Annotated in this window: 21 protein-coding genes; 11 read left to right on the top strand and 10 right to left on the bottom strand. The window is 39.9% G+C overall.

What is annotated here, in order from left to right; all coding sequences use genetic code 11:
- Positions 1-20: 20 nt before the first annotated feature.
- The 5 genes from ML462_RS03455 to ML462_RS03435 are packed head-to-tail and all read right to left on the bottom strand — an operon-like array spanning position 21 to position 4,483.
- On the bottom strand, positions 21-1,826 hold the full coding sequence (locus ML462_RS03455; protein ID WP_240712330.1) for a GNAT family N-acyltransferase: 1,806 nt from the start codon (positions 1,824-1,826) through the stop codon (positions 21-23).
- Between the two features lie 41 nt (positions 1,827-1,867).
- Positions 1,868-3,118 (bottom strand): aspartate kinase, encoded by a 1,251-nt coding sequence (locus ML462_RS03450; protein WP_240712920.1) that lies wholly within the window; start codon positions 3,116-3,118, stop codon positions 1,868-1,870.
- Positions 3,119-3,120: 2 nt separating this feature from the next.
- Positions 3,121-3,594, bottom strand: coding sequence for a GNAT family N-acetyltransferase (locus tag ML462_RS03445; RefSeq protein ID WP_240712329.1), 474 nt, complete (start codon positions 3,592-3,594; stop codon positions 3,121-3,123).
- A gap of 56 nt (positions 3,595-3,650) precedes the next feature.
- Complete coding sequence (locus tag ML462_RS03440) at positions 3,651-4,139, bottom strand: GNAT family N-acetyltransferase (protein WP_240712328.1); 489 nt, start codon at positions 4,137-4,139, stop codon at positions 3,651-3,653.
- 17 nt (positions 4,140-4,156) lie between these two features.
- Positions 4,157-4,483, bottom strand: coding sequence for a DMT family transporter (locus ML462_RS03435; RefSeq protein ID WP_240712327.1), 327 nt, complete (start codon positions 4,481-4,483; stop codon positions 4,157-4,159).
- Between the two features lie 124 nt (positions 4,484-4,607).
- Here ML462_RS03435 and fbp point away from each other — a divergent pair, with 124 nt between their 5' ends.
- Positions 4,608-5,654, top strand: coding sequence for a class 1 fructose-bisphosphatase (gene fbp, locus ML462_RS03430; protein WP_240712326.1), 1,047 nt, complete (start codon positions 4,608-4,610; stop codon positions 5,652-5,654).
- On the opposite strand, the gene ML462_RS03425 is transcribed toward fbp, so the two are convergent.
- Entirely contained in the window at positions 5,627-6,058 is a 432-nt protein-coding gene (locus ML462_RS03425) for a tellurite resistance TerB family protein (protein WP_240712325.1), read from the bottom strand. The genes fbp and ML462_RS03425 overlap by 28 nt on opposite strands.
- A gap of 153 nt (positions 6,059-6,211) precedes the next feature.
- Between ML462_RS03425 and ML462_RS03420 the strand changes: the two genes are divergently transcribed.
- Together ML462_RS03420 and ML462_RS03415 are read left to right on the top strand one after the other, a co-directional pair.
- Positions 6,212-7,234, top strand: a complete 1,023-nt coding sequence (locus tag ML462_RS03420) for a ligase-associated DNA damage response exonuclease (RefSeq protein ID WP_240712324.1) — start codon at positions 6,212-6,214, stop codon at positions 7,232-7,234.
- On the top strand, positions 7,231-8,823 hold the full coding sequence (locus ML462_RS03415; protein ID WP_240712323.1) for an ATP-dependent DNA ligase: 1,593 nt from the start codon (positions 7,231-7,233) through the stop codon (positions 8,821-8,823). The genes ML462_RS03420 and ML462_RS03415 overlap by 4 nt, the downstream gene beginning before the upstream one ends.
- Positions 8,824-8,831: 8 nt before the next feature.
- Here ML462_RS03415 and ML462_RS03410 read toward each other — a convergent pair whose 3' ends face one another.
- Complete coding sequence (locus ML462_RS03410; protein WP_240712322.1) at positions 8,832-9,890, bottom strand: HipA domain-containing protein; 1,059 nt, start codon at positions 9,888-9,890, stop codon at positions 8,832-8,834.
- 143 nt (positions 9,891-10,033) lie between these two features.
- Between ML462_RS03410 and ML462_RS03405 the strand changes: the two genes are divergently transcribed.
- Together ML462_RS03405 and ML462_RS03400 are read left to right on the top strand one after the other, a co-directional pair.
- Positions 10,034-10,669, top strand: coding sequence for a bestrophin family ion channel (locus ML462_RS03405; RefSeq protein WP_240712321.1), 636 nt, complete (start codon positions 10,034-10,036; stop codon positions 10,667-10,669).
- Positions 10,670-10,704: 35 nt separating this feature from the next.
- The gene (locus tag ML462_RS03400) at positions 10,705-13,173 is read left to right on the top strand and encodes a ligase-associated DNA damage response DEXH box helicase (RefSeq protein ID WP_240712320.1); all 2,469 of its coding nucleotides are present in this window, start codon (positions 10,705-10,707) and stop codon (positions 13,171-13,173) included.
- Here the strand turns inward: ML462_RS03400 and ML462_RS03395 are convergent, their stop codons facing one another.
- The gene (locus tag ML462_RS03395; RefSeq protein WP_240712319.1) at positions 13,174-13,677 is read right to left on the bottom strand and encodes a DUF1440 domain-containing protein; all 504 of its coding nucleotides are present in this window, start codon (positions 13,675-13,677) and stop codon (positions 13,174-13,176) included. It lies immediately after the preceding gene.
- 104 nt (positions 13,678-13,781) lie between these two features.
- Here ML462_RS03395 and ML462_RS03390 point away from each other — a divergent pair, with 104 nt between their 5' ends.
- Positions 13,782-14,567, top strand: a complete 786-nt coding sequence (locus tag ML462_RS03390; protein WP_240712318.1) for an amidohydrolase — start codon at positions 13,782-13,784, stop codon at positions 14,565-14,567.
- Here ML462_RS03390 and ML462_RS03385 read toward each other — a convergent pair.
- Complete coding sequence (locus tag ML462_RS03385; RefSeq protein WP_240712317.1) at positions 14,548-16,155, bottom strand: Ig-like domain-containing domain; 1,608 nt, start codon at positions 16,153-16,155, stop codon at positions 14,548-14,550. The two genes, ML462_RS03390 and ML462_RS03385, sit on opposite strands and share 20 nt — an antisense overlap.
- Positions 16,156-16,212: 57 nt before the next feature.
- Positions 16,213-16,893 (bottom strand): ComF family protein, encoded by a 681-nt coding sequence (locus ML462_RS03380; RefSeq protein WP_240712316.1) that lies wholly within the window; start codon positions 16,891-16,893, stop codon positions 16,213-16,215.
- A 60-nt stretch (positions 16,894-16,953) separates the two neighbouring features.
- On the opposite strand from ML462_RS03380, the gene ML462_RS03375 reads away from it, so the two are divergent.
- From ML462_RS03375 to ML462_RS03355, 5 genes are all read left to right on the top strand, one after another.
- On the top strand, positions 16,954-17,838 hold the full coding sequence (locus ML462_RS03375) for a hypothetical protein (protein ID WP_240712315.1): 885 nt from the start codon (positions 16,954-16,956) through the stop codon (positions 17,836-17,838).
- 64 nt (positions 17,839-17,902) lie between these two features.
- The gene (locus ML462_RS03370) at positions 17,903-19,447 is read left to right on the top strand and encodes a glycine--tRNA ligase (RefSeq protein WP_240712314.1); all 1,545 of its coding nucleotides are present in this window, start codon (positions 17,903-17,905) and stop codon (positions 19,445-19,447) included.
- Between the two features lie 114 nt (positions 19,448-19,561).
- Positions 19,562-22,543, top strand: a complete 2,982-nt coding sequence (locus ML462_RS03365) for a T9SS type A sorting domain-containing protein (protein WP_240712313.1) — start codon at positions 19,562-19,564, stop codon at positions 22,541-22,543.
- Positions 22,544-22,621: 78 nt separating this feature from the next.
- Positions 22,622-23,383, top strand: coding sequence for an exodeoxyribonuclease III (locus ML462_RS03360; protein ID WP_240712312.1), 762 nt, complete (start codon positions 22,622-22,624; stop codon positions 23,381-23,383).
- Between the two features lie 9 nt (positions 23,384-23,392).
- A complete protein-coding gene (locus ML462_RS03355) occupies positions 23,393-24,355 on the top strand; it encodes an OmpA/MotB family protein (protein WP_240712311.1) in 963 nt (320 codons plus the stop codon).

Raw genomic sequence — 24,355 nt, 5'->3', positions numbered from 1 at the left:
GTATCTTAACAATGAAATTTTTATTTCCCGTTCGCGGCGGCTCTTTCTTCCAGTTCTTTCTGAAATTCTTCCATAACCGGTTTTACCGTACTTTCAGGAAGATCGGCAATTCTAATGTACATGAGGCCGTCCACAGCATCATTGAATAAAGGATCTACATTGAACGCCACTACTTTCGCATTCTGTTTGATGTATTTTTTGATGAGTACAGGCAGACGCAGGTTTTCAGTTTCAAGTTCGTCTATGATCTTGTCGAATTTATTTAGATCGGCTTCACTTTCATCAAAAACCAGGTCTTTGTCTGCATCTTCCAGTTTTACCTTAAATTCCTTTTTTGGCCTTACATATTGAGCCACATAAGGATCGTAATAATTCGATTTCATGAATTCGATCATCAATGACTTTGAAAAATTACTGAACTTATCACTAATGGTCACCCCTCCAATCAGGTATTTATGCTCTGGAAACCTCAGAGTACAGTGAACAATTCCTTTCCATAGAAGGAACAGCGGCATTGGCTTCTGCTGGTAGTCTTTTATAATGAAGGCTCTTCCCATTTCAATGGACTGACTCATCATTTTATACAATTCGGGTTCAAACCTGAACAAATCCTGTAGGTAAAAACCATCGATTCCGTGATTAGCAAAGATCTCGCTACCCATTCCCATTCGGTAAGCTCCGGCTATTTTTTCTGCATCCTTATCCCAAAGAAAGAGGTGGTGGTAATATTCGTCAAAACTGTCGAGATCTGTACTGTTATTTGTTCCTTCTCCAACCTCGCGGAAGGTGATCTCCCTTAATCTGCCAATCTCATTCAGAATATTGGGGATAACCTCTCTTTTTGCCAGGAAAACCTCATAATTCTTGCTTTGAAGTAGTCTCTTGTCCATTTTCCGACAATTTTCTATTTCTAACTTCATTAATTCAGCATTGGTTTCCTCTGCTATTTCTTTCGGGGATCTTGGAATCTTGATCTTTTTTGGCAGGTTTCCTAAAAGCTTCTTCTTTTCAAATACGTTGGCCAGCATATAGGTTTTACGGCGAAGGAAAGCTGTGTATGCTTCCAGATTAGAGTGTTCCTGCTGGTCTTCAACAGATATTGGATGTCCCACCCTTACTTTTATCTTTCGCTTTCTTTGAGTGAGCATTTCACTAGGCAGCTTGGCAGTTCTTAAAACATCGCTAAATGAAGCCAGTCGATAGAAAAACAGGCTATTTTTCGCATGAAAATAAATAGGAACTACCGGAACCTTGGATTTTTGGATAAGTTTCATAGCCGACGGTTCCCAGGGGCGGTCTACGATCATCTTTTTGTCCCTGTAAGTAGATACTTCTCCTGCCGGGAAGATTCCTAAAGCCTTACCTTCTTTAAGGTGTTTCATGGCATTTTTCATGCCGCTTAGGCTGGATTTTGCCTCCTTATGATCTTCAAAAGGATTTACCGGTAAAATATATGGTTTTAAAGGTTCGAGACGGTGTAGAAGAAAATTGGCTATCACCTTATAATCTGCTCTTTTTTCAAGTACGGTCTTCATAAGGATCATTCCGTCTATACCTCCCAGTGGATGGTTGGAAATCGTGATAAAAGGGCCATCATTCGGAATTCGTTTAAGGTCCTTTTCGGGAATTTCATAGTCGATCTCGAATTCTTTCAGGATAGATTCGATAAAATCGGTGCCTTCAAGATCTTTTCTCTGGTCATATTCATTATTGATCCTGGATAATTTTGTGGTCTTTAAAATAAGCCAACCAATTCCCGTTCCCAAAAATCCGAGTTTGCGAAGGTTCATTACCTTGGCGACTTCTTTGGCACTTACAATTCCCATTTTTGATTGGTTTGGTTCAATCAAAAATAAGAAATCAAAAATTAGTTTTCAGCTACTAGCTGAACTGTGTTTTGGGTAAGCTGTTTTAAAAGGACATTTTTGTCCTTCTCAAGGCTATTAATGGCCTGTTCATTGAAGTGCCTTATCGTGTAGAGAGAAACTCCGGTTTTATAGTCTACTTTGAACCTGGCTTTTAAATGCTGAATAAGCTTTTCAAGCTGGTTGAACTTATTATCAACACATACTCTGAAGCTAATTGCAGAATTCTGAATTAGGTCTACCTTCATCTGGTAATGGTGAAAAAGTTTGAAAATTTCCGAGATATTTTCTTCCACCATAAATGAGAAATCCAGTGAGGAAAGTGAGATCAAAACCTGATCTTTTTTGACAATAAAGCAAGGTATTTCCGGGAATATCGTTTTTCCCTTACTTACCGCAGTTCCTTCTCCTTTTGGATTTAGAAATGATCGAACATAAAGGGGTATTTCCTTTCTCTGTAAAGGCTGAAGCGTTTTAGGGTGGATTACTGAAGCCCCATAAAAAGCGAGTTCGATGGCCTCTTCATACGATATCTTATTCAGTAATTCTGCATTGCTAAAATACCTTGGATCGGCATTTAATACACCTGGAACATCCTTCCAAATGGTTAAGCTTTCAGCATTCATGCAATAAGCAAAGATAGCTGCAGAATAATCTGAACCTTCACGACCTAGAGTGGTGGTGAAATTATTAGGATCTGAGGCGATAAAACCCTGGGTGATATTAAGCTTTCCAGGATTTATGTTGTCCTGAATGAAGTCTATTGTTTTGGTCCAGTTCACCTGGGCATCACGATAAGTGCTGTCAGTTTTAATCAGGTCTCTAGCATCCAGCCAATTCGAATCCAAATCCTTGGAATTAAGGTATTCGCTTACAATGGTTGTAGAAATAAGTTCTCCGTAACATACGATCTGATCGTACACAAAGTCGTACTGATTGGATTTATTATGCTCCAGAAAATTTTCAAGTTCGGTAAAAAGGTTTTGTATTTTGCTATAAACAGGTAAATCCCTACTTTCGAAAAGCTCCTCAATAATGGCCTGGTGGTAATCCTTTACTTCCTCAAGGCTTTCTGGAATGTTCGAATATTTCAGATAGTCTTTTACAACAATTTCCAGCGCGTTAGTGGTTTTTCCCATGGCTGAAACTACGATAAGCTTGTTCTCGCTTCCGGTTTCGTTAAGTACTTTAATAAGATTTTTTACGCCTTCGGCATCTTTTACAGAGGCACCCCCGAACTTATAAACTTTTATCACTATTTCTTTACATTTTTTTGAATACCGCTTTCTTCCATGTGCACGGTCTTCCAGCTTTCTTTTATTTGAGCTCCGGTATTTTCATAGAATTCAATGGCATTTCTATTGCCTTCTGAAACTACCCATTCTATACGCTTAACGCCATGTTCGTGGCCATATTTTACCACTTGTTGGTAAAGAGCGCCTCCCAACCCTGTTCCGCGCATGCTTTCACGAACAATTAGATCTTCCAAGTGAACTGTTCTTCCTTTCCAGGTTGAGAATCTGAAATATACCAATGCCATTCCTTCAATCTTTCCATCAACATCGGCTACAAAGCATTTGAAATTTCCATTGTCGAAACCTTCATGTTCAAGGTCCTCTACGGTAACTTCAACATCTTCCAGGTGGTTTTCGTGTTCTGCCAGTTCTTTGATGAGAACGAGAACATCGTTCATATCTTCTCTTTTGGCTTCTCGGATAGTATATTCCATAATTCAGATTTTTAACAAAAATACGGATTGCTTTCTATAAGGCTATTAATATGTTCTTAAAGGATGCCTTTGCCTTTAAGGTAACTTTCCATGGCTGCTTCATCCATTTGCACCGTATCCCAGACCTCCATAACCTCTGCACCACTTCTACGGTAGAAATCTGCAGCATCTTTATTCCAGTTAAGTACCACCCATTCTACACGTTTTACATTCTCGTCGAACGCATATTTGATCACTTCGGTATAAAGGGCAGATCCAATTCCTTTTCCTCTGAATTTCTCCCTAACAATAAGATCTTCCAGGTGTACGGTCTTTCCTTTCCAGGTAGAATACCTGAAATATACCAGGGCCATTCCTTCGATTTTTCCTTCAGCTTCCCCAACAAAGCACTGGAATGACGGGTTTTTTCCGAATCCGTCCCTGATGAGGTCATTCTCATCGATGATCACTGCATCTGGTTCCTTTTCAAAAACAGCCAGTTCATTTATGAGTTTCAGTACCTCACCCATGTCTTCTTCCTTAGCTTTGCGTACAGATATTTTCATTGCGTTTCTAGAATTTTTTAATTTGATACGAATTTTAATCCAACGATTGAAGCAATTAGAGTGATAATGAAGAACATTCTCCAGAAACTTGTTGGTTCTTTAAAAACCAGAATACCTATGAGTACGGTACCCACGGCACCTATCCCGGTCCAGACTGCGTAGGCCGTGCCTATGGGAAGCACTTTGGTCACCTTTACCAGCAAACCCATACTAATCGCCAAACAAATAATAAATCCAAGATACCATAAAGTAGCTTCCGTACCCGTTGCACTTTTAGCTTTTCCAAGGCAGGCGGCGAAGGCCACTTCGAAGAAACCCGCAATAATGAGTAATATCCAGTTCATCCTTTAACCAGGTAGAGTTGATTTATAATCACAAATCTAAACAATGATTTACTTTATAAGCGAAAACGTTGTAGTAAGTCGAAATTTTAATACTTTAGCCAACCTAAAAAAATAAACTTTGTCCATGCCTAAGCCAAATCAAACCCTGGGAGAATTTATTATCGAGAATCAAGCGCATTTTCCCGGATCTTCAGGAGAACTTTCAAGATTGATCAACTCTTTGAGGCTTGCGGCCAAGGTTGTGAATCACGAGGTGAATAAAGCAGGACTTGTGGACATTATCGGGGCTTATGGAGAAACCAATGTTCAGGGTGAAGACCAGCAAAAGCTGGATGTTTATGCTAATAATAAATTTATTCAGACTCTAACCAACAGGGAGATCGTTTGTGGGATCGCTTCTGAGGAAAATGATGATTTTATCCAGATCAAAGGGCATAAGGGGGATAACCAGAATAAATATGTGGTTTTGATGGATCCTTTGGACGGAAGTTCAAATATTGATGTAAACGTTTCTGTAGGTACGATTTTTTCAATCTATAAGCGAGTTACGCCTATGGGAACCCCGGTACAGAAAGAAGATTTTCTTCAGCCAGGAAATAAACAGGTTGCTGCGGGTTACATCATTTATGGCACTTCCACTATGCTCGTATATACAACGGGATTCGGGGTGAACGGTTTTACGCTTAACCCGGCTCTGGGATCATGGTATCTTTCACATCCCGATATGAAATTTCCCGAGGATGGCAGGATCTATTCGATAAATGAAGGTAATTACATACATTTTCCTCAGGGAGTTAAAGATTATATAAAATACTGCCAGGAAGAGGAAGGTGATCGGCCATATACTTCCAGATATATTGGCTCGATGGTTTCAGATATTCATAGAAATATGATCAAGGGCGGAATTTTTATGTATCCGAAAAGTTCTAAAAACAGCAGTGGTAAATTAAGATTACTATATGAATGTAACCCCATGGCGTTTTTAACGGAACAGGCGGGTGGAAAGGCCAGCGATGGTTTCCAAAGAATTATGGATATCCTGCCCACTGAATTACATCAGCGTGTACCTTTTTTCTGCGGAAGCAAAAAAATGGTTGAAAAGGCTGAAGAATTTATGGCAAGGGCTGAAAAAAGTGGTCAGTCTCAGTCGTTCTCCTTTTCTAGTAAATAGCGATAGTCATCAAATCCTAACTGCCCGCTAAAAATCTGTATAGATCTTTTGATGATCCCTTCAGAAGCCTGGCTAGAGAAACCAAGGCCTATGGCATACTTTTTAATAAGTTCGGTCTCTTCGTCATCAATGATATGATCGGCGAAGATTATTTTAAAGAGGTCATGAAGACGTTCTAGTCTTCTTTCAATACTATTATAAGATGAAAGAGGAAACGATTTTGGGTTTTCCAGGACCTTAGCGTATTCTTCCTCACTAATATCTAATTTTCTTGCAAAGCGTTTTAGAAGATTTTCTTCATCCTCGTTTATCTCTCCGTCAACCGCTGCAAGGTTTACGATAGAAGCGAAATGACTAAGATTTCGTAAGTGCTCTCCCGAGCCAAATAAATCTGAAAAGGACATTCTTATATTGGTTTTATACTACAAATATAGTCAAACACTCAGCTATTTAGTAACAAAGCAAACCTAAATTAATTCTGATCAATCGCTAATCTTTTCTTAATCCTTTTTCCGTGAGGTATCAAATCTATAAATTGAATCTCCTTCAAAAAAAATATGAAAACACCCTTACTGGTATTTAATGATAAAGGAATCTATTGCGAAGCGGCAGATGTCTATCTGGATCCGTGGAAGCCGGTAGATAAGGCCATTATTTCTCATGGCCATGCTGACCATTCCAGGTGGGGGCATAAAAAATATATCACCCATCATAGCAATGTCCCCATAATAAAACACAGACTTGGTGACATTATAGTTTCGGGGGTGGAATGGAATGAGAGCTTTACCGTAAATGGTGTTAAATTTTCCATGCATCCAGCCGGGCATATTATTGGATCCTCACAAATTAGGGTTGAGCATCAAGGGGAAGTATGGGTTTTTACAGGAGATTATAAGACCGAGGATGATGGCGTTGCTGTTCCTTATGAACCGGTAAAATGCGACACCTTTATTACAGAATGTACTTTTGGACTTCCAGCATTCAAATGGACACCTCAGGAGAAGGTTTTTCAGGATATAAATAACTGGTGGCAGCAAAATAAAGAGGATGGAAGAACTTCAGTATTATTTGGGTATTCTCTAGGTAAGGCTCAGCGGTTACTCAAACATCTGGATACTTCCATTGGGAAGATCTACACTCATGGAGCCATTGAGAATATGACCGAAGTTCTTCGAGATCAGATGGATTTCCCGAGTACCATAAGGATCACCCGGGAAACAAAAAAGGATGAAATAAAGGGCAATATCGTACTTGCTCCGGGGAGTGCACACGGGTCAACCTGGATAAGAAAAATGGTGCCTTATGTTACTGCTTCGGCCAGCGGCTGGATGACCTTTCGTGGTGCCAGAAGGCGTAGAGCTATAGATAAAGGTTTTGTGCTAAGCGATCATTGTGACTGGCAGGGCTTGCTCACCTCGATTAAAGAAACCGGTTGTGAAAAAGTGATCTGTACCCATGGTTATACCGATATATTTTCAAGGTTTTTAAGAGAACAGGGATACGACGCAAGAACTGAGGAAACCCAATATGAAGGAGAAACCGGTCAAATGGAAGCAGAAAAGGAAAAAGATTCAGAATGAAGAGGTTTGCAGATCTTATAAAAACACTGGACAGCACCAATAAGACTACCATAAAGGTAGAGGCCCTGACTGAATATTTCCGGAATGCTCCACCAAAAGACAAGGTATGGACCATTGCAATTCTTAGTCATCGCAGACCTCCCAGGCCTGTGAACACTACCTTAATGCGTGAATGGGCATCAGAACTTGCAAAAATACCTCTCTGGCTATTCGAAGAATCCTACCATATTGTTGGAGACCTGGCTGAAACCATTGCTTTGATTATTCCGGCTTCAGATAATTCCACAGAAAAAAGCCTGAACCAGTTCCTGCTGGAAATCCTGGAATTAAAACCTAAATCTGAAGAGGAAAAAAAGGAATATCTCTTTGACAACTGGCTCAATTTGAATTATTACGAACGTTTCGTTTTTACAAAATTAATTACAGGTAGTTTCAGGATTGGGGTTAGTCAGAAATTAATGACCCGGGCACTATCAAGGGCTACGGATATTGATGAAGATATTTTGGCCTATAAATTAATGGGGAACTGGGAACCATCGAAGATCACTTTTAATAAGTTAATTCTGGAAGAAAATGAAGAAGATTTTCTTTCTAAACCATACCCGTTTTACCTGGCCTACGCTATAGAAGATGAACCTAAAGACCTGGGGGATGTTTCCGAATGGAGTGCCGAACATAAGTGGGACGGTATAAGATCGCAGGTGATCATTAGAAATGATGAATTATTCGTTTGGAGCCGTGGTGAAGAACTGGTAACCGATAAATATCCCGAATTTGAAGCTTTGCTTGAAGCAATTCCAAACGGGACGGTGATAGATGGGGAGATCCTGCCATTTCCGAAAGGAGAGATTGGTACTTTTCGAGATCTTCAAACCAGGATTGGACGCAAAAATGTTACAAAAAAGCTTCTGGAGAAAACTCCGGTGATCCTCAAAGCCTATGATATTCTGGAATGCAACGGAGAGGATATCAGGGACATGGCTTTTGGAAAACGAAGGGAAGTCCTGGAAAAGCTGTATCACGAGGTAAAGTCGGAAGAACTCCCATTACATTTGTCTGAAACTATTCAATTTAAGAACTGGGATGAAGCTGCCATGGAAAGGGAAAAATCCAGGGAAGTGAAATCTGAAGGGCTGATGCTGAAAAGGCTGGATTCTCCTTACCTGGTGGGTCGAAAAAAAGGAGACTGGTGGAAGTGGAAGGTAGATCCTTTAACTATAGATGCGGTACTTACTTATGCCATGAGAGGTCATGGGAGAAGAAGCAATCTCTTCACAGATTATACTTTCGGGTTGTGGGACAATGAAAAAGAAGAACTGGTGACCTTTGCCAAAGCATATTCCGGATTAACAGATAAGGAATTCAGGCAACTGGATGCCTGGATCAAAAAGAATACGCTAGAACGTTTTGGACCCGTGAGAAGTGTAACTCCACATCATGTTTTTGAGATCGCTTTTGAAGGAATTGCAGAGTCTAAAAGACATAAAAGCGGCGTGGCTACAAGATTTCCAAGAATTCTCAGGTGGAGAAGCGATAAGAAGATAGAAGAAGCGAATACCCTGGAAGATCTTAAGGCTCTAATTCCGTAGTTCAGGATCTAATTTGTGCGAACCATATCTAAAATTTCAGATTGAAATCTTTTCTCATTTGTGAGAATTTCGAAAAAGCCTTCTATATAATCGTAGACACTATCATACTCGCCATTATTCTCAAAATATTCTTTATGAGCTTCGATTTCATCCAGAATCGCAGTTTTGTTTTCTATAAATTCCAGCCTTACTTCTCTTAATAGATTTGGATTTCTTTTAAAACCTCTGTACATCCGCTGGGTTACATCTTCTATTATAAGTTTTTCATCATTGATTTGGGAAACCGTTGCGTAACTCGTATTTACCATTCCAGCCATATCAAAATCGTAGGGAACAGGAATGATCTCACCTTCTCTTAAGATCAATTCACAGTTATGGAGGTATGCTGTTGAATAATCTGTATTTCCTATCATAAACTGGAAAAAAGCATTTCGGACCGATTCCTTTGGCGCATGGTTCAGCGGATGGATAAAGGTCTGAATTACTTTTCCTCCAATTCTCTCTGCTACATGTTTATCGTCTTCAACCAGGAAACCTTTTAATTCATGAGGTTTAATTTTCTTTCCGCGGTCTTCTTCATAATTGATTTCTACGAGTCTTGTTTTAAAGTGATAAGGGGAAATGATCTCATATAACTTGTAAGCCAGGTATTCTTTCATCACATTATCGTTCATATCCCGTTGGGCAAGACAGGGAAGGACCAGCTTAAGATTCTTATGCCCCTGGAAGGTGGTTTCCAGAGATTTTTTCTTTTTGATCTTCAACTTTAGGGGTGCGTAATAGCAATTTTTAAGACGAAATTGCCCTCTCTTTCTTAATCTCACTTCCAGAGAATCCCAAGCGGGGCTACCTGTCTTATATTTTAAATAGGTACTTATAAAAGTAGAGTCATTGGTTTCTTTTTTAATATCTTTATTAGAGTACCGTAGTGATATAGTCATTATCTCCTGCTCAGAAAATAATTCGGAGATGGGTCTCTGGGAAAAATCTTTATTGTATTCCTGGGAATAGGAGTAGGAAAAGTAAAAACTGCAAATTAGTATTATAAGGATAGCGCGCTTATCCATAATAATGGCATATATTTATCTAAAATATTAAAAATCAGGTTATTAAAAAGTATTTTTCCATAATTAATTATCGGACGATCGTAACCTTATTACTGTCTTTTGCGATCACTTTCCTGGCCTTAAAGTTTGATATTAGCTTTAATGTGGACCTTACTCTATTGAGTATTGCCATTATTTTTCCTTTAGTTTTTACAATTAGAGGCTCTTTTAGAAGGAGGGAAAAGGCTCTGGAGCATTTAAGTGGATTTGTAAGTTCAATAAAGACCGTAAGGTATTTTTTATTAAGTAGTAAAGATCTAACGCCAGAGAAAAAACGTGAGGCTGAAGATATCCTCCTTGAAATCAATGAGAAAACCCTGGAACATCTATCAAAAAAAAATAATGATATTAAAATTTTGGATGAGATTTCACATGAGGTTTACAAATTTGTACTGGAAAAAGACAATCTTGTACCCAACAAAATTCAGGACCGCGTCTTTAAATATGCCAAGGATATGCATGAATCTATAGAAAATCTACATGGGATACATTCCCATAGAACACCAATAAGTCTTATGGCCTATTGTGAGATCTTCATTTATCTTTTTCCCATCGTTTACGCACCAACCATAATTTATAACCTGGGAATTCGCGAAGCAGACTGGATCGTTTACCTGATCATTTTTATAACCCAGTTCACCCTTATTTCACTTTATAATATTCAGGATCAACTGGAATATCCTTTCGATAACGTGGGAATGGATGATATTAATCTGGAAAACTTCAAAATAGAGCGTTAGTTAATGAAGGTCTTTAAAAATTCAACTTTTAAATCTTGAATAGAGCGCAACTTTTGAATCTTGCTGAATACTGGTTTGCTGAAAATGACTGGAAACCTTTTAAGTTTCAGAAAGACACCTGGACGGCATATCTTCAAAAAAAGAACGGACTTTTAAATGCTCCTACCGGTAGCGGAAAAACTTATGCGTTGTGGGTTCCTATTGTGCTGGATTACATCAAAAAAAATCCTGATTTCAAGACTAAACATAAAAAGGGCTTAAAAGCGGTCTGGATTACACCGTTAAGGGCCCTTTCAGTAGAGATCGAGCAGGCAGCCTCGAGGTTTGCCGAAGGTATGGGCACTCAATTAAGTGTTGGCATAAGAACAGGGGATACTTCTCAAAAGGAAAGGGCAGCACAGAAAAGATCTATGCCAGATTTGCTAATTACCACCCCGGAGAGTCTTCATCTTCTGTTGGCGTCTAAAAATTATGACAAAATTTTTAAAGATCTGCAGGCTATTGTAGTAGATGAATGGCACGAGTTATTAGGAACCAAGCGAGGAGTGCAGGTAGAACTTGGGCTGTCACGTTTGAAGTCAATTTCTAAAGATCTGCGCATTTGGGGAATTTCAGCTACCATTGGGAATTTGAATCAGGCCAGAGAAGTGCTTCTGGGACCCGATTCATCAGCAATGAAAAATTCGGTATTGATAAAGGCAAACCTCAAAAAGAAAATTGAGGTAAGGTCGATCATTCCTGAAACCATGGAAAAATTTCCATGGAGAGGACATCTGGGACTTCACTTATTAGATGAAGTAGTTCCAATCATCAATAATAGCAGAACAACCCTATTATTCACAAACACACGGTCCCAGTGTGAGATCTGGTTTCAAAGACTTCTGGCTAAATATCCTGAATTTGCCGGTGAGGTCGCCATGCACCACGGGAGTATAAATAAGGAAACAAGACTTTGGGTGGAACAGGCGATAAGGAATGAGAGTTTAAAGGCAGTAGTTTGTACTTCGAGCCTGGACCTGGGAGTTGATTTTGCTCCAGTGGAAACAATTATACAGGTTGGAGGCCCAAAGGGTGTGGCCAGGTTCCTGCAAAGGGCCGGAAGAAGTGGGCATCAACCCGGGAAAGTGAGTCTTATCTATTTTCTGCCCACTCATGCGATTGAATTAATTGAAGCTTCTGCGCTTCAAAAAGCAGTAGAAAAAAAAGCTGTAGAAGACAGGGTGCCCTATCTCATGAGTTACGATGTGTTAATTCAGTATTTGAATAGCCTGGCGGTATCTAACGGATTCTATCCAAAGGATATTTTCCCTGAGATCGCTTCAACATTTTGCTTCCAGGGAATCACCGAAGAGGAATGGTTGTGGATCCTTAATTTTATCACTAAGGGAAGCCAGAGTTTACAGGCATATGATGAGTATAAGAAGGTAGAGATCGAAGATGATGGTAAGTTCAAGATAAATAACCGGGGAGTAGCCATGCGACACAGGCTGCAGATTGGAACCATCGTTAGCGATGCCACGTTGAGTGTAAAATATATGAAGGGCGGTTATATTGGAACTATCGAAGAGTTCTTTATATCCAAGCTTAAACCCGGGGATGTTTTTACCTTTTCCGGTAGAAACCTGGAACTGGTGAGGATCAAGAACATGCAAGTTCTGGTTAGAAAATCAACTAAAAAAACATCTAAAGTTCCCAGCTGGATGGGAGGAAGAATGACTTTTTCTGCGCAAATGAGCGAATTGCTACGGGAAGAAATGTATCTGGCAGCAACTTCAGGACAGCATGAAAAAAGTACCCGGGAATTAGAGGCATTACAACCAATATTCGAAAGACAGAAAAAGGAATCCATCATACCTAAAAGCGGAGAATTTCTAATCGAAACTTTTAAGACCAGAGAAGGATATCATGCTATTTTTTATCCTTTTGAAGGTAGGTTTGTACATGAAGCCTTAGGTAGTTTACTGGCTTACCGAATAAGTTTGCTGTCTCCTATAAGTTTTTCAATAGCTTTTAATGATTATGGATTTGAATTGCTTTCAGACCAGGAGATCGATATGCAGCAGGTTCTTGATAACGATCTTTTTTCAGCTGATTTTCTAATGGATGATCTTTATAAAAGTTTGAATGCTACCGAGATGGCCCGGCGTAAATTTCGTGATATTGCCGTGATCACAGGTCTTGTTTTTACCGGCTATCCTAATAAACTGGTGAAAAGCAAACACCTGCAGTCTAATTCGCAGTTGCTCTTCAGTGTTTTTAGAGATTACGAAGAAGATAATCTGTTATATCAACAGGCTTTCAGGGAGACCTTCGAGCATCAGCTGGAAGAGGGTCGATTAAGGATATCATTAGAAAGAATTGCGGAACAGGAAATAGTTTGGCGAAAATGCGAAAAACCAACACCCTTTTCATTTCCAATAATTACAGATAGGCTAAGGGAAAAACTGTCTTCAGAAAAAATTGAAGACAGGATTCGAAGAATGCTGAAACAGCTGGAAAAATAATTATTCCCGGAACTGTTTTTCCATATAATGTCTTACTAACTCGGTAGTCACCCCAAAGGCGATATGGGCAAAAAGTTCATTTAGCTGCATTTTAATGGGGACATCGGTTGGTTTGGGTTCCAGACCAAGAATTGGCAGCGAAGTTTCATGGGTAGAAGCCCAGGTGGTCGCGCCAAAGATTACTCCATCCATTGGTCTTAAACCTAAGCGATCCTTTTTTCCATAACCATAGGCAGCTCCTAAAGAACCCCCAACCGGGATATTCACCAGTTGCTCGGCTAGAGCTTCATTTTCGGTACTTATAGGAGTTCCGGTAATTTTGGTAGAAAGATCATCTACGATCTTGATCTGAGCTGAACGTTGATCTACTTCTCTAACCGGAAGGAATTGCTCTATAAGGCTTTTAACCGCTGAACCAGCAAGACCGCCAACAAAGCCGGAAATAAGGCTTCTGCTAGAGTTAGACATATATGAATCCTTCTGAAGAAATGTTCCTATGCTCATAATCTTTTTCAATTTTTACAGATTAAAACTATTTATTCGTTTGATTATGTCCAATCATTTAACATGTATTTGGGATTGCCAGGTCAAAATTGATATTTTTGGATATGAGCGAAAAACTAAATATTGCCTTTATCCAGGCAAACCTTAATTGGGAAGATGCTGAAGCAAACCGGAAACTTTTTTCAACGGAAATTGAAAAGATATCCAAAGAAGTAGACCTTATTATTCTGCCAGAAATGTTTACTACAGGATTTAGTATGAACGCTAAGGAACTGGCCGAAGAAACCGAAGGTGAAACTCTGGCGTGGATGCAGAAATGGGCTAGGAGAAAGTCGGCCGCTATAACCGGGAGTGTTATAATCACTGAAAGTTCAAATTTCTATAACCGGTTATTCTTTGTATTTCCAGATGGCAGCTACAAATTATACGATAAGAGGCATACTTTTACCCTGGCCAAGGAAGATGAAACCTATACTGCGGGTAAAGACCGGCTCCTTGTGAATTACAAAGGCTGGAAAATATGTCCCTTAATATGTTACGACCTGAGGTTTCCGGTTTTTGCCAGGAATACCGAGGATTATGACCTGCTTATATATGTGGCTAACTGGCCCGAGAAAAGAGTGAACGCCTGGGACGCACTTTTAAAAGCTCGTGCCATAGAAAATATGAGTTATTGCGTAGGGCTTAACCGCACCGGAAAGGATGGGGATGGTTATGTATATAATGGGCATTCCGCAGTGTATGATACCTTAGGTAATAATTTAACCGATCTGGATCGAGAAGAAGAATTCACTGCCGAGATCATTCTGGAAAAAAGTTCCCAGAATGAAATAAGGAATAAACTAAAATTCCTCCAGGACAGGGATAGGTTTAATCTTCTAGACGAATAGACTCGTTCCAGTCCCAGTTCGCACGGATATCCAAGGTGTCCTGGAAATATTTGATTTGCTCTGGCTGCCTTTTTTTGAGGTAATCACCGGTGTCCCATTTTCTGTTTCCATTACGATCTGAGATCACCCTGATTAGGAATTTTCCAGGATTAAGATACCTGAATGTGAAATTACTTTCACTTTCAGAATACTGCTCTTCTATTACCTCTCCATTAGTGTCAGTTAACTGGATGATTACCGGATAGGATTCAATATTCTGAACATTCAGAATAATGGTTCCATATTCTGCAGTGGCTTTTGTTCTTAGAGTCTGGACCAGGGTGTCATTTGTTTCCTCAAACAGGTCGGTTATCGCACCGGGTAGAGCGGTGACCTGGTAATTATTTTCAGGTGTTTTCTCAAATGCAAGTTCGATGACGTTCTTGAGCGGATCGAATTCTGCATAAAACTCTACGTCGGAAGAGTCTCTGTCCATTATAGAAATAAGCTCTTTTTCATAGTCCACGATCGGGGTATTCGCTCTGAATTTAAAGTTCTCCTTTATTCCACCGGTTTCGGCTGAAACTAAAAGGGAATCCCTGTCCAGGGTAGTAAGCCTGGCTAGTAAAGTGTCTCTGGTAGTTGGAGTTACAATTTCAAAACTAAGACTGTCAGATTCAGGTTTAATATTGTACCAGTAATAAAGGCTATCTGTTTTAGCGTCTTTTATCAGCCTTGAGGCAAAACCTTCCGGCTTGGGAGTAAGAAGATCTAAAGATAAACTGTCCAGGTTTGGCGAGCCCTCATAGCCAAATAGTATCTGATTTCCTTTGAAATGGGTTGGTCTCTTAGGTTCAAATTCAAGTTCTTCCTTGAAAACGGTTATTTCGTAGGTACTATCAGTAGGTATAGTAACATTCCCGGCAATAAAACCAATTTTCTCCTTTTTCGGATTGTAGAGGTAGTTATCATTATTATCCAGTATTCCCACCATTTTATAAGTTCCTGCCTTTAAATTCTCCAGGGAAAAAGTATAAGTACTATCCTGAGAATAGGTGACATATCGGGGAGTTTCCTTATATACGATGGAATCTGTATAGGTAGTATCCATGGCATATAACATTACCGAAACCGGGTATGAGACTTCTTTTAGCTGCGCGTCCTCCACGGTTCCTTTTACCATCAGAGAATCTATATAATCTCCGGTTGAGAATACATATTTAAAATAATCGTAAGGATTGGATTCATTATTGTCTACAATGCTCCTTCCGAAATTGATTGCATAAGTAGTATTTTCTTCCAGGGTGTCGAAGATCTCGATCTTAATATCTTTCCGGGCAGTTCCAAGGGGCATGATATTGGGCTTGGGATCCATGGGAGGGGAAACGATGATCTGTTGCTGAGGTTTTTCCAGCTTGATATATTCGTCAAAATATATACGTATCTCGTCTTTATCAAAGTTGATGGAATAATTCTCCGGATTCGCCTTTATGAACTTTGGTGGTTCCTCATCTATAGGGCCTCCCTCAGGCATTCCCTTTTTAGCGCACTGCACCATAGTGAAAAGCAAGACTATTACGATTACAAATCCCGGTATCCTTTTTTTCATAAACTAAAGCTGAAACTTTTAGCAAAGAAACAATTATTTTGAATTACAACGCAAAGCTTAATTGGTAATTGCCATAGTCGCTATACTTAACTTTACTCCAGGTATCTCAAGCAGTTTATTCGAGCAAGCTTCAAGAGTAGCTCCTGTGGTGACCAGGTCATCTACCAGTAAGATATGTTTTCCAGATGCTTTTTCAATTTTCTGAACCTCGAGGGTTTCCTGGATCTGGCCCCAACGCGAAATCCTGTCTTTAAGAGTTTGCGTTTGTGTAGAATTTGTCTTTATCAGGATATTATCTACATATTCGGCATTGATCATAGTTGCAATTTCCCTCCCGAAGCCCTCGACCTGGTTAAAACCTCTCTTTTTCAATTTTGATCTGTGAAGTGGGACTGGTATGACTAAGTCTATACTTTTGCTCCAATCGGTCTGTAACAATTCTGTTCCATACCAGCGGCCTAGGTAATTGCTTATTTTGTTATGACCTTTATACTTCAGATCATGAATAAGTTGCTGAACACCAGATTTTTTTCGAAAATGTAAAAGTGAAGCAGCATTTTCTATCTTTACCCTGCCATAAAATACTTTTTTAACAGGGTTGTCGTTATCAAGGTGATAATTGGTAACCGGAAGGTCGTGCAGGCAATTGATGCAAAGAAATTTTTCGTTCTTTAGCAATTCGGCCTCACAAATGTGACAAACGGTGGGATATAGGAGATTTACAAAATCGTGAAACATTTGTTAATGGCTTGTACCTAACTTGGTTAAACATCTAAATTTACGAACTAAATTAAACTTATGATGACAGAAAAAAAGAACAATACCGCATTAAAGATTTTAACAGGTATTCTTGCTGTAGCCCTGGTTGCACTTAGCATTTATACTATAAAATTCTATAATGAGGAAAAAGAAAATAAAGAGATCCTTCAGAAGGAAAAATCTGTGATCGAGGATGAACTCAATGAACTTATCGTTAAGTACGACGAGGCCATTGAAGAGAATGAGATCATGGACCAGGACCTTGTGAATGCAAGGGATCGAATTTCAAGATTGTTAGATTCAGTTAAAGATAATGAGGCAAACCTGGTTTTAATTTCCAGATACAGAAGGGAAATTGGCAATTTAAAGGCTGAAAAAGACCGTTTATTCCGAGTAGTGGACAGTTTAAGTAACGAGAACCAGATGTTGTCTACCTCCTTAGATAGTACGAGTGTGGCACTTCAGGAGAGAACCAAGCTTTCAGATTCACTACAAACCACTAATCAGAGTCTCGCTACTAAAGTTGATAAGGCATCCAGGTTAAAGATCACCAGTCTTTCAGGAGAAGGAGTGATCGTTAGAAATAGCGGTAAACTGGTTGAAAATGATAACAACCGTAGGGTAGACCAGATAAGAACTTGTTTTACCATTTCTGGAAATGATCTTGCCGAAGCTGGTGAAAAGAATATGTATGTTCAGGTATACAACCCCGAAAACGAACTCGTGGGAGACGAGATCGTGGTTCAGCATGAAGGCGGAACCATGGTTTATAGCGCTTCTTCAAGTGTTTTCTATGAAAATGAAGAGCTGGATGTTTGTATACTTGCGAAAACTCTCGAAGACAGGTTGCTGGAAGGGAATTATAAAGTATATGTTTATAATGATGCCTTACTACTAGGTACAGGTAGTTTCAACCTTAGATAATCTTAATTAATAAATTAGAGACCGCCTTGGATATAATTCAGGGCGGTTTTTTTATTTTTGCGCCATGGCAAAACAAGAAGACCTTTTTAAGAACGTAATTTCCCATGCTAAAGAGTATGGGTACATTTTTGCATCCAGTGAGATCTATGACGGACTAAGCGCCGTTTACGACTACGGGCAAAATGGAGCGGAGTTAAAGAAAAATATCAAAGAATACTGGTGGCGAAGTATGACCCAGTTGCATCAGAACATAGTTGGGATAGATGCCGCCATCCTTATGCACCCAACAACCTGGAAAGCTTCAGGACACGTAGATGCTTTTAATGATCCTTTAATTGATAACAAGGATTCTAAAAAGCGATATCGTGCAGATGTGCTGGTAGAGGATCACGCTGAAAAATTGCTTCAGAAGGCTGAAAAAGAGATTGCCAAAGCCAAAAAAAGGTTTGGTGAGGATTTCGATGAAGAAATGTACAGGGAGACGAATCCCCGGGTTAAAAGATACCTGGGAGAAAGAAAGGAGATCCTGGAGCGCCTGGCTCGTTCACTAACCAATGAAGATCTTGCTGATGTAAAATCACTTATTGAAGAATTGGAAATCGCAGATCCTGAGACCGGATCTAAGAACTGGACCGAGGTAAGACAGTTCAACCTTATGTTCGGTACTAAATTAGGAGCTTCAGCAGATTCTGCGACAGATTTATACCTGCGACCGGAAACTGCCCAGGGTATATTCGTAAACTTCCTCAATGTTCAGAAAACTGGAAGAATGAAGATCCCTTTCGGGATTGCTCAAATTGGAAAGGCCTTCAGAAACGAGATTGTAGCGAGACAGTTTATTTTCAGAATGCGTGAGTTCGAACAGATGGAAATGCAGTTTTTTGTTCGTCCAGGCGAGGAGCTTGAATGGTATGAAAAGTGGAAAGAAACCAGATTGAACTGGCACAAGTCATTAGGACTGGGAGAGGAAAATTACCGCTTCCACGATCATGAAAAACTTGCGCACTATGCTAATGCGGCGGCAGATATAGAATTTGATTTCCCTTTCGGATTCAAAGAACTCGAGGGGATTCATTCCAGAACAGATTTCGACCTCAAAGCTCATGAAGAACATTCTGGAAAGAAATTACGTTTTTATGACCCTGAATTAAAAGAGAACTATGTGCCTTACGTGATAGAAACTTCTATAGGTTTAGACCGGATGTTCCTCGCTGTACTTTCCTCATCGTTGAAAGAAGAGGAGCTTGAAGATGGCAATACCAGGACGGTTCTTAAATTACCTGCGGTATTGGCACCTACCAAGGCAGCAATTCTTCCTTTAGTTAAAAAAGATGGTCTGCCAGAGCTTGCGCAGAAGATCGTTGATGATCTTAAATGGGACTTCAGGGTGCAGTATGATGAAAAGGATGCTATTGGTAGAAGGTATAGAAGACAGGATGCTGCCGGAACTCCTCTTTGTATCACTGTAGACCACGATTCACTTGAAGATAATTCGGTTACGGTAAGATTCCGTGACAGTATGGAGCAAAAAAGAGTTCCAATAGAAGAACTGGAAAGCATTGTAAGGAAGGAAACAGATTTTAAAACCTGGATGAAAGATTTCATCTAGATTTATCTGAATAGATATTAGATTTTGAAAAGGCAATTAGTTATTAATTGCCTTTTTTATTTTAGTTATTATCTTAATTCCTATTTTTATGGAATTATTGAAGCTTATCCTAAAATGATGAAAAAAATCTTAGTCCTATTCGTTTTTAGTTTTGTTTTTCATCTTAATTCTATTGCACAAACTAATGAGGTCACCGGGCCGGCATTTATTGACTCTGCCAATGTGGTGAAATCTATAGCTTTGTCTAAAGCACGGCTAATACCTTCAGATAAGAAACCTAAATTATATAATCCCAGAAACCGAGGAATAAACAGGGTGGTTCCTGGCAAAGGATTGCCTAAAACGATAAATCCCTTATTACAAACTAAAATGGGAGAAATTCAGGTAAAATCTCCTGAATTAACCTTTGACGGTGCCATCACCAGGGCAACACCATCAGATCCAACCGGAGCTGTAGGAAGAGATCACTACGTCAATGCCTGGAATTCTGAATTTGCCATTTGGGATAAAGCCGGGAATGTTTTGGTGCCCGGGTCTTCATTAGCCAGCATTGGCGGAACTTTTACGAATGAAACCGATGGTGACCCCATTGTATTCTATGATGAACCGGCAGATAGGTTTATCCTGATGCAATTCAGCGTGAACGAAGGTTCATCTTCACCTCCTGCTTTGTTGTTTGCTGTTTCCCAGGGTTCAGACCCGGTAAATGACGGTTGGTATACCTATAGATTCAATCTTGAATCTTTACCAGATTATCCAAAGATCTCACTCTGGAATGGCGGTTATTATATCACCACCAATAAAGATGCATTAGCCCCGCAAGGCCAGGAAATAGTATATGTTCTGGAGAGAGATAAAATGCTTCAAGGGGAAGATGATGTCAGGATACTTGGTTTTCCGTTGCCAGGAATTAGAAATAATGGATTTTATAGTCCGGCGGGATTTAGCTCTGTTGGCGCTGAATTACCTCCGCCGGGTAACGCACCAATCATTTACTTACAAGATGACGAATGGGCCGGAGTTAACCAGGACCACTTAAAGATTTGGCACATTAATGTCAATTGGGATGCGGTGGCAAGTTCCACTATTGCTGAAAGCCAGGAGATCACCAGTGGCGTTTCTCCATTTACGGCGACATTTGATGGGGGAAGTTTTCAGAACCTTCCTCAACCAGGAGGAGGTGTGGATATCGATGCATTGCAGGGTGCAATGATGTATATGACCCAATATCGCAGGTTCGATGATCACAATTCGGTAGTGATGAATTTTGTGGTAGATGTGGAACCTACGGCCGGGAAGCATGCCGGAATACGCTGGTATGAATTAAGACAGCAGGCAGATGGGCAACCCTGGACCGTTTATCAGGAAGGCACCTACGCACCTGATGCGAGCGACAGGTTTAGCGGTAGTATTGGTATTGATATTAGAGGTAATATTGGGTTAGGGTTTACTGTAGTTAATGACGATGTACGCGAACCTGTTTTTCCTTCCATCAGGTATACCGGTCGTTTTAGTAACGATCCTCTGGGTATAATGTCTATAGATGAACAGTCTATTGTTGAAGGCGAAAGTCCTCAGCCAAGGCCTGAAGGCAGGTACGGTGATTATGCACATCTTAGCATAGACCCTGTAGACGGGATCACCTTCTGGCATAATGGAGAATTTTTCCGTGGCCAGGACAGGGTGAATAAAGTAGGAGTATTTAGTTTTTCTGCTACAGAACCTAACGATATTGGAGCTATTTCATTAGAAAGCCCGGAAAGTTCGACGTTAACCGCAAACGAGCAAATCACCGTTCGATTAAGAAATTTTGGACTAAATCCTCAATCAGATTTTGAGGTAAGTTACAGTATTAATGGTGGGGCTGAGGTTACCGAGGTATTTACCGATATTCTGGAGCCGGAATCTTTTGCTAATTTTACTTTTACTGAACCTGCCGATCTCTCTGAAATTGGAGAAAATTATACCATTACATTATCAACTAACCTGGAAATAGATTCTAATAACAGTAATGATGCTATAGAAGCTCAGGTTAGAAATCTTCCTCCCAGAGATGTTGGAGTTACTTCCATAGATTCACCTGTAACTTCTGAGGAACTAACGGCAGGTGAACAGATAACTGTTACCATTGAGAATTTTGGTGGGGAGCCACAGCAAGATATTCCAGTAAGCTACCAGGTAGGCAATAATGCACCGATCATAGAAACCTTTGAAGGAGCTATTGGCGTTGGGGAATTTGAAGTTTTTACTTTTGATCAAACAGCAAATTTTGCTAATCCAGGAAGATATCCAATCGAAGCCAGAACCATTCTTGAAGATGATTTTGAGCCTTCCAACGATGCTGAAACCACCTCAATCTCCAACCTGGACTGTATTCCTAATGGATCTGATTGTACGGCCGGTGACGGAATTTTCTATTTTGAACTGGGAGAATTTTTAAACGAAAGAATACCCTGTACTACCGGTTATATAGATTTTAGTGAAGGCTCTACAGACCTGGACAGGTCTCAAGGAGAGTTCACCGTAACCGTAAAGACCAATTTTGCCGAAGATGATGTAGAGAGGTTTTCTATGTGGATAGACCTTAATGATAATGCTGTTTTTGAAAGTTCAGAAAGGCTGATAACCTCTGAGGTGATTCCCGAAGTGAACACCGAATTTTCTTATGATTTCAGCCTTCCGGAAGATGCAAAGCTTGGTCAGCATTTGTTAAGGATTCGTGCCGGGGACACCAGTTTTTCAGGAGATCTGAACGATCCCTGTTCCGTAATGGCCTATGGAACTACTCACGATTATTCGGTGAATATTATAGATAGTACGCTGGATGCAGAAGATTTCATTCTTAATGAAGCAGAACTGGTAGTTGTTTCCTCCGGAAATAGTCAGTATCGTGCGATCATGGAAACCAGTTTTGACGAGCCTTTAAGAATTACCGTACATAATGTGCTTGGACAAAAAATGATAGAAAACCAGATCGTAAACGATGGTGACGCCTATGTATATGAACTGGACATGTCCTATGCCGCACGGGGAGTTTATCTTTTAAGGGTAGGTACCCGTGATTTTGGTAAGGTTCAGCGTTTTATTGTGAAGTAATATCAATTCTTATACAATTTTCAACCTGCATTTGAATTTAGTTCTTATTGCCTTATTTTTGAGCAAAATTGAACTAAAATGACCATAATATCCTATAATGTTAACGGTATAAGAGCTGCGATCCGTAAAGGTTTTCTAGATTGGGTACAACAGGCAAATCCGGATGTGGTCTGTCTTCAGGAAATAAAAGCACATCCTGAACAATTGGACCTTTCAGAATTCGAAAAAGCAGGTTATCCTTATCATTACTGGTATCCGGCAACCAAGAAAGGCTATAGTGGTGTAGCTATCTTGAGCAAGACCGAACCTAAGGATGTGAAATACGGAACCGATATAGATTACATGGATCACGAGGGGAGAAGCATCCGTGCAGATTTTGAAGACTTTTCAGTAATGAGCCTGTATCTGCCTTCTGGAACTAATATTCAAAGGCTAGAGCATAAGTTCAAATTTATGGATGACTTTCAGATCTATATCGATGAGCTAAAAGAAGAAATTCCCAACCTTATTATTTGTGGAGATTATAATATTTGCCACGAAGCTATAGACATTCACGATCCCGTCCGTTTAAAAAATACTTCTGGATTTCTGCCAGAGGAAAGAGCCTGGATAGATGGTTTTATGAAGAGCGGTTTTATAGATTCTTTCAGGCATTTTAATGATGAGCCTCATAACTATTCCTGGTGGAGCTACAGGGCGAATGCCCGTAATAACAACAAGGGTTGGAGAATTGATTATAATCTGGTAGCTGAGCCACTAAAGGATCGAATGAAAAGAGCAGTTATTTTGCCTGAAGCATACCATAGTGATCATTGTCCCGTTCTAGTAGAAATAGAATAATACTTTCTTATGAAAATTAAAGCCTTAAGTTTTTTAGCATTATTGATATTGATGAATTCCTGCGTCTCTTCAAAAAAATACGGAGAACTGGAAAGTAGGAACGCCGATTTGTTGCGTGAAAACCGTAGCATGAATGAAGACCTGGAAAAGTTCCGAAGTTCGAATAAGCAGCTTGAAGATGAACTGGCCGGGTTAAGGTCAGATCAAAAAACACTAACTACAGAACGTAACGATTTGATGCAAAAGCTGGAAGCTCTTGAAATAAATTATACGAATCTTGAAAAATCTTATGATGCTCTGGAAAAGAACAGTTCTGCGGCCATCTCAGAAAATTCAAGACAGAACAGGGAACTTCTGGCTCAACTTGACGAAAAGGAAGCGGCACTCATCGCAGAAAGAAACCGGCTTGAAAATCTTGAGAAAGATCTTGCCTTGAGATCCCAAAGAATAAATGAACTGGAAAGTGTGATCGCGGCTAAGGATGCGAAGATGAACGCTCTTAAGACTGCAGTTTCCAATGCTCTTACCAACTTTGAAGGAAAAGGTTTAAGCGTGGAACAAAGAGACGGAAAGGTTTATGTTTCCATGGAAAATAAATTGCTTTTTGAATCAGGCAGCTGGGCAGTGAATTCTGAAGGAAGAAAGGCCGTGCAACAACTTGGTTCAGTGTTGGCTCAGAATCCTGATATTGCTGTGCTTATCGAAGGACATACAGATAATGTGCCTTATGGCGGAAGCGGGCAGCTTAAGGATAACTGGGACCTTTCTACTAAACGTGCTACGTCAATAGTTCAGATATTGCGGGAAAATTCTAATATTGACCCCCAAAACTTAACCGCTGCCGGAAGAGGTGAGCACGCCCCGGTGACTACCAACGATTCTGAAGCAGGAAAAGCGAAAAACAGAAGAATAGAGGTGATCTTAACTCCTAAGCTAGATGAGATCAGTAAACTTTTAAATGATTCTATTTAA

The sequence above is a fragment of the Christiangramia lutea genome (assembly GCF_022489035.1).
GTDB lineage: Bacteria > Bacteroidota > Bacteroidia > Flavobacteriales > Flavobacteriaceae > Christiangramia > Christiangramia lutea.
This window is presented reverse-complemented; position numbering and strand designations above follow the sequence as displayed.

Coding starts and splice junctions, on each gene's coding strand:
- ML462_RS03385 (WP_240712317.1), bottom strand. CDS start 16,155: ATGAAAAAAAGGATACCGGGATTTGTAATCGTAATAGTCTTGCTTTTC.
- ML462_RS03445 (WP_240712329.1), bottom strand. CDS start 3,594: ATGGAATATACTATCCGAGAAGCCAAAAGAGAAGATATGAACGATGTT.
- ML462_RS03375 (WP_240712315.1), top strand. CDS start 16,954: ATGATGACAGAAAAAAAGAACAATACCGCATTAAAGATTTTAACAGGT.
- ML462_RS03415 (WP_240712323.1), top strand. CDS start 7,231: ATGAAGAGGTTTGCAGATCTTATAAAAACACTGGACAGCACCAATAAG.
- ML462_RS03435 (WP_240712327.1), bottom strand. CDS start 4,483: ATGAACTGGATATTACTCATTATTGCGGGTTTCTTCGAAGTGGCCTTC.
- ML462_RS03440 (WP_240712328.1), bottom strand. CDS start 4,139: ATGAAAATATCTGTACGCAAAGCTAAGGAAGAAGACATGGGTGAGGTA.
- ML462_RS03390 (WP_240712318.1), top strand. CDS start 13,782: ATGAGCGAAAAACTAAATATTGCCTTTATCCAGGCAAACCTTAATTGG.
- ML462_RS03455 (WP_240712330.1), bottom strand. CDS start 1,826: ATGGGAATTGTAAGTGCCAAAGAAGTCGCCAAGGTAATGAACCTTCGC.
- ML462_RS03420 (WP_240712324.1), top strand. CDS start 6,212: ATGAAAACACCCTTACTGGTATTTAATGATAAAGGAATCTATTGCGAA.
- ML462_RS03365 (WP_240712313.1), top strand. CDS start 19,562: ATGATGAAAAAAATCTTAGTCCTATTCGTTTTTAGTTTTGTTTTTCAT.
- ML462_RS03360 (WP_240712312.1), top strand. CDS start 22,622: ATGACCATAATATCCTATAATGTTAACGGTATAAGAGCTGCGATCCGT.
- ML462_RS03370 (WP_240712314.1), top strand. CDS start 17,903: ATGGCAAAACAAGAAGACCTTTTTAAGAACGTAATTTCCCATGCTAAA.
- ML462_RS03425 (WP_240712325.1), bottom strand. CDS start 6,058: ATGTCCTTTTCAGATTTATTTGGCTCGGGAGAGCACTTACGAAATCTT.
- fbp (WP_240712326.1), top strand. CDS start 4,608: ATGCCTAAGCCAAATCAAACCCTGGGAGAATTTATTATCGAGAATCAA.
- ML462_RS03395 (WP_240712319.1), bottom strand. CDS start 13,677: ATGAGCATAGGAACATTTCTTCAGAAGGATTCATATATGTCTAACTCT.
- ML462_RS03355 (WP_240712311.1), top strand. CDS start 23,393: ATGAAAATTAAAGCCTTAAGTTTTTTAGCATTATTGATATTGATGAAT.
- ML462_RS03410 (WP_240712322.1), bottom strand. CDS start 9,890: ATGGATAAGCGCGCTATCCTTATAATACTAATTTGCAGTTTTTACTTT.
- ML462_RS03380 (WP_240712316.1), bottom strand. CDS start 16,893: ATGTTTCACGATTTTGTAAATCTCCTATATCCCACCGTTTGTCACATT.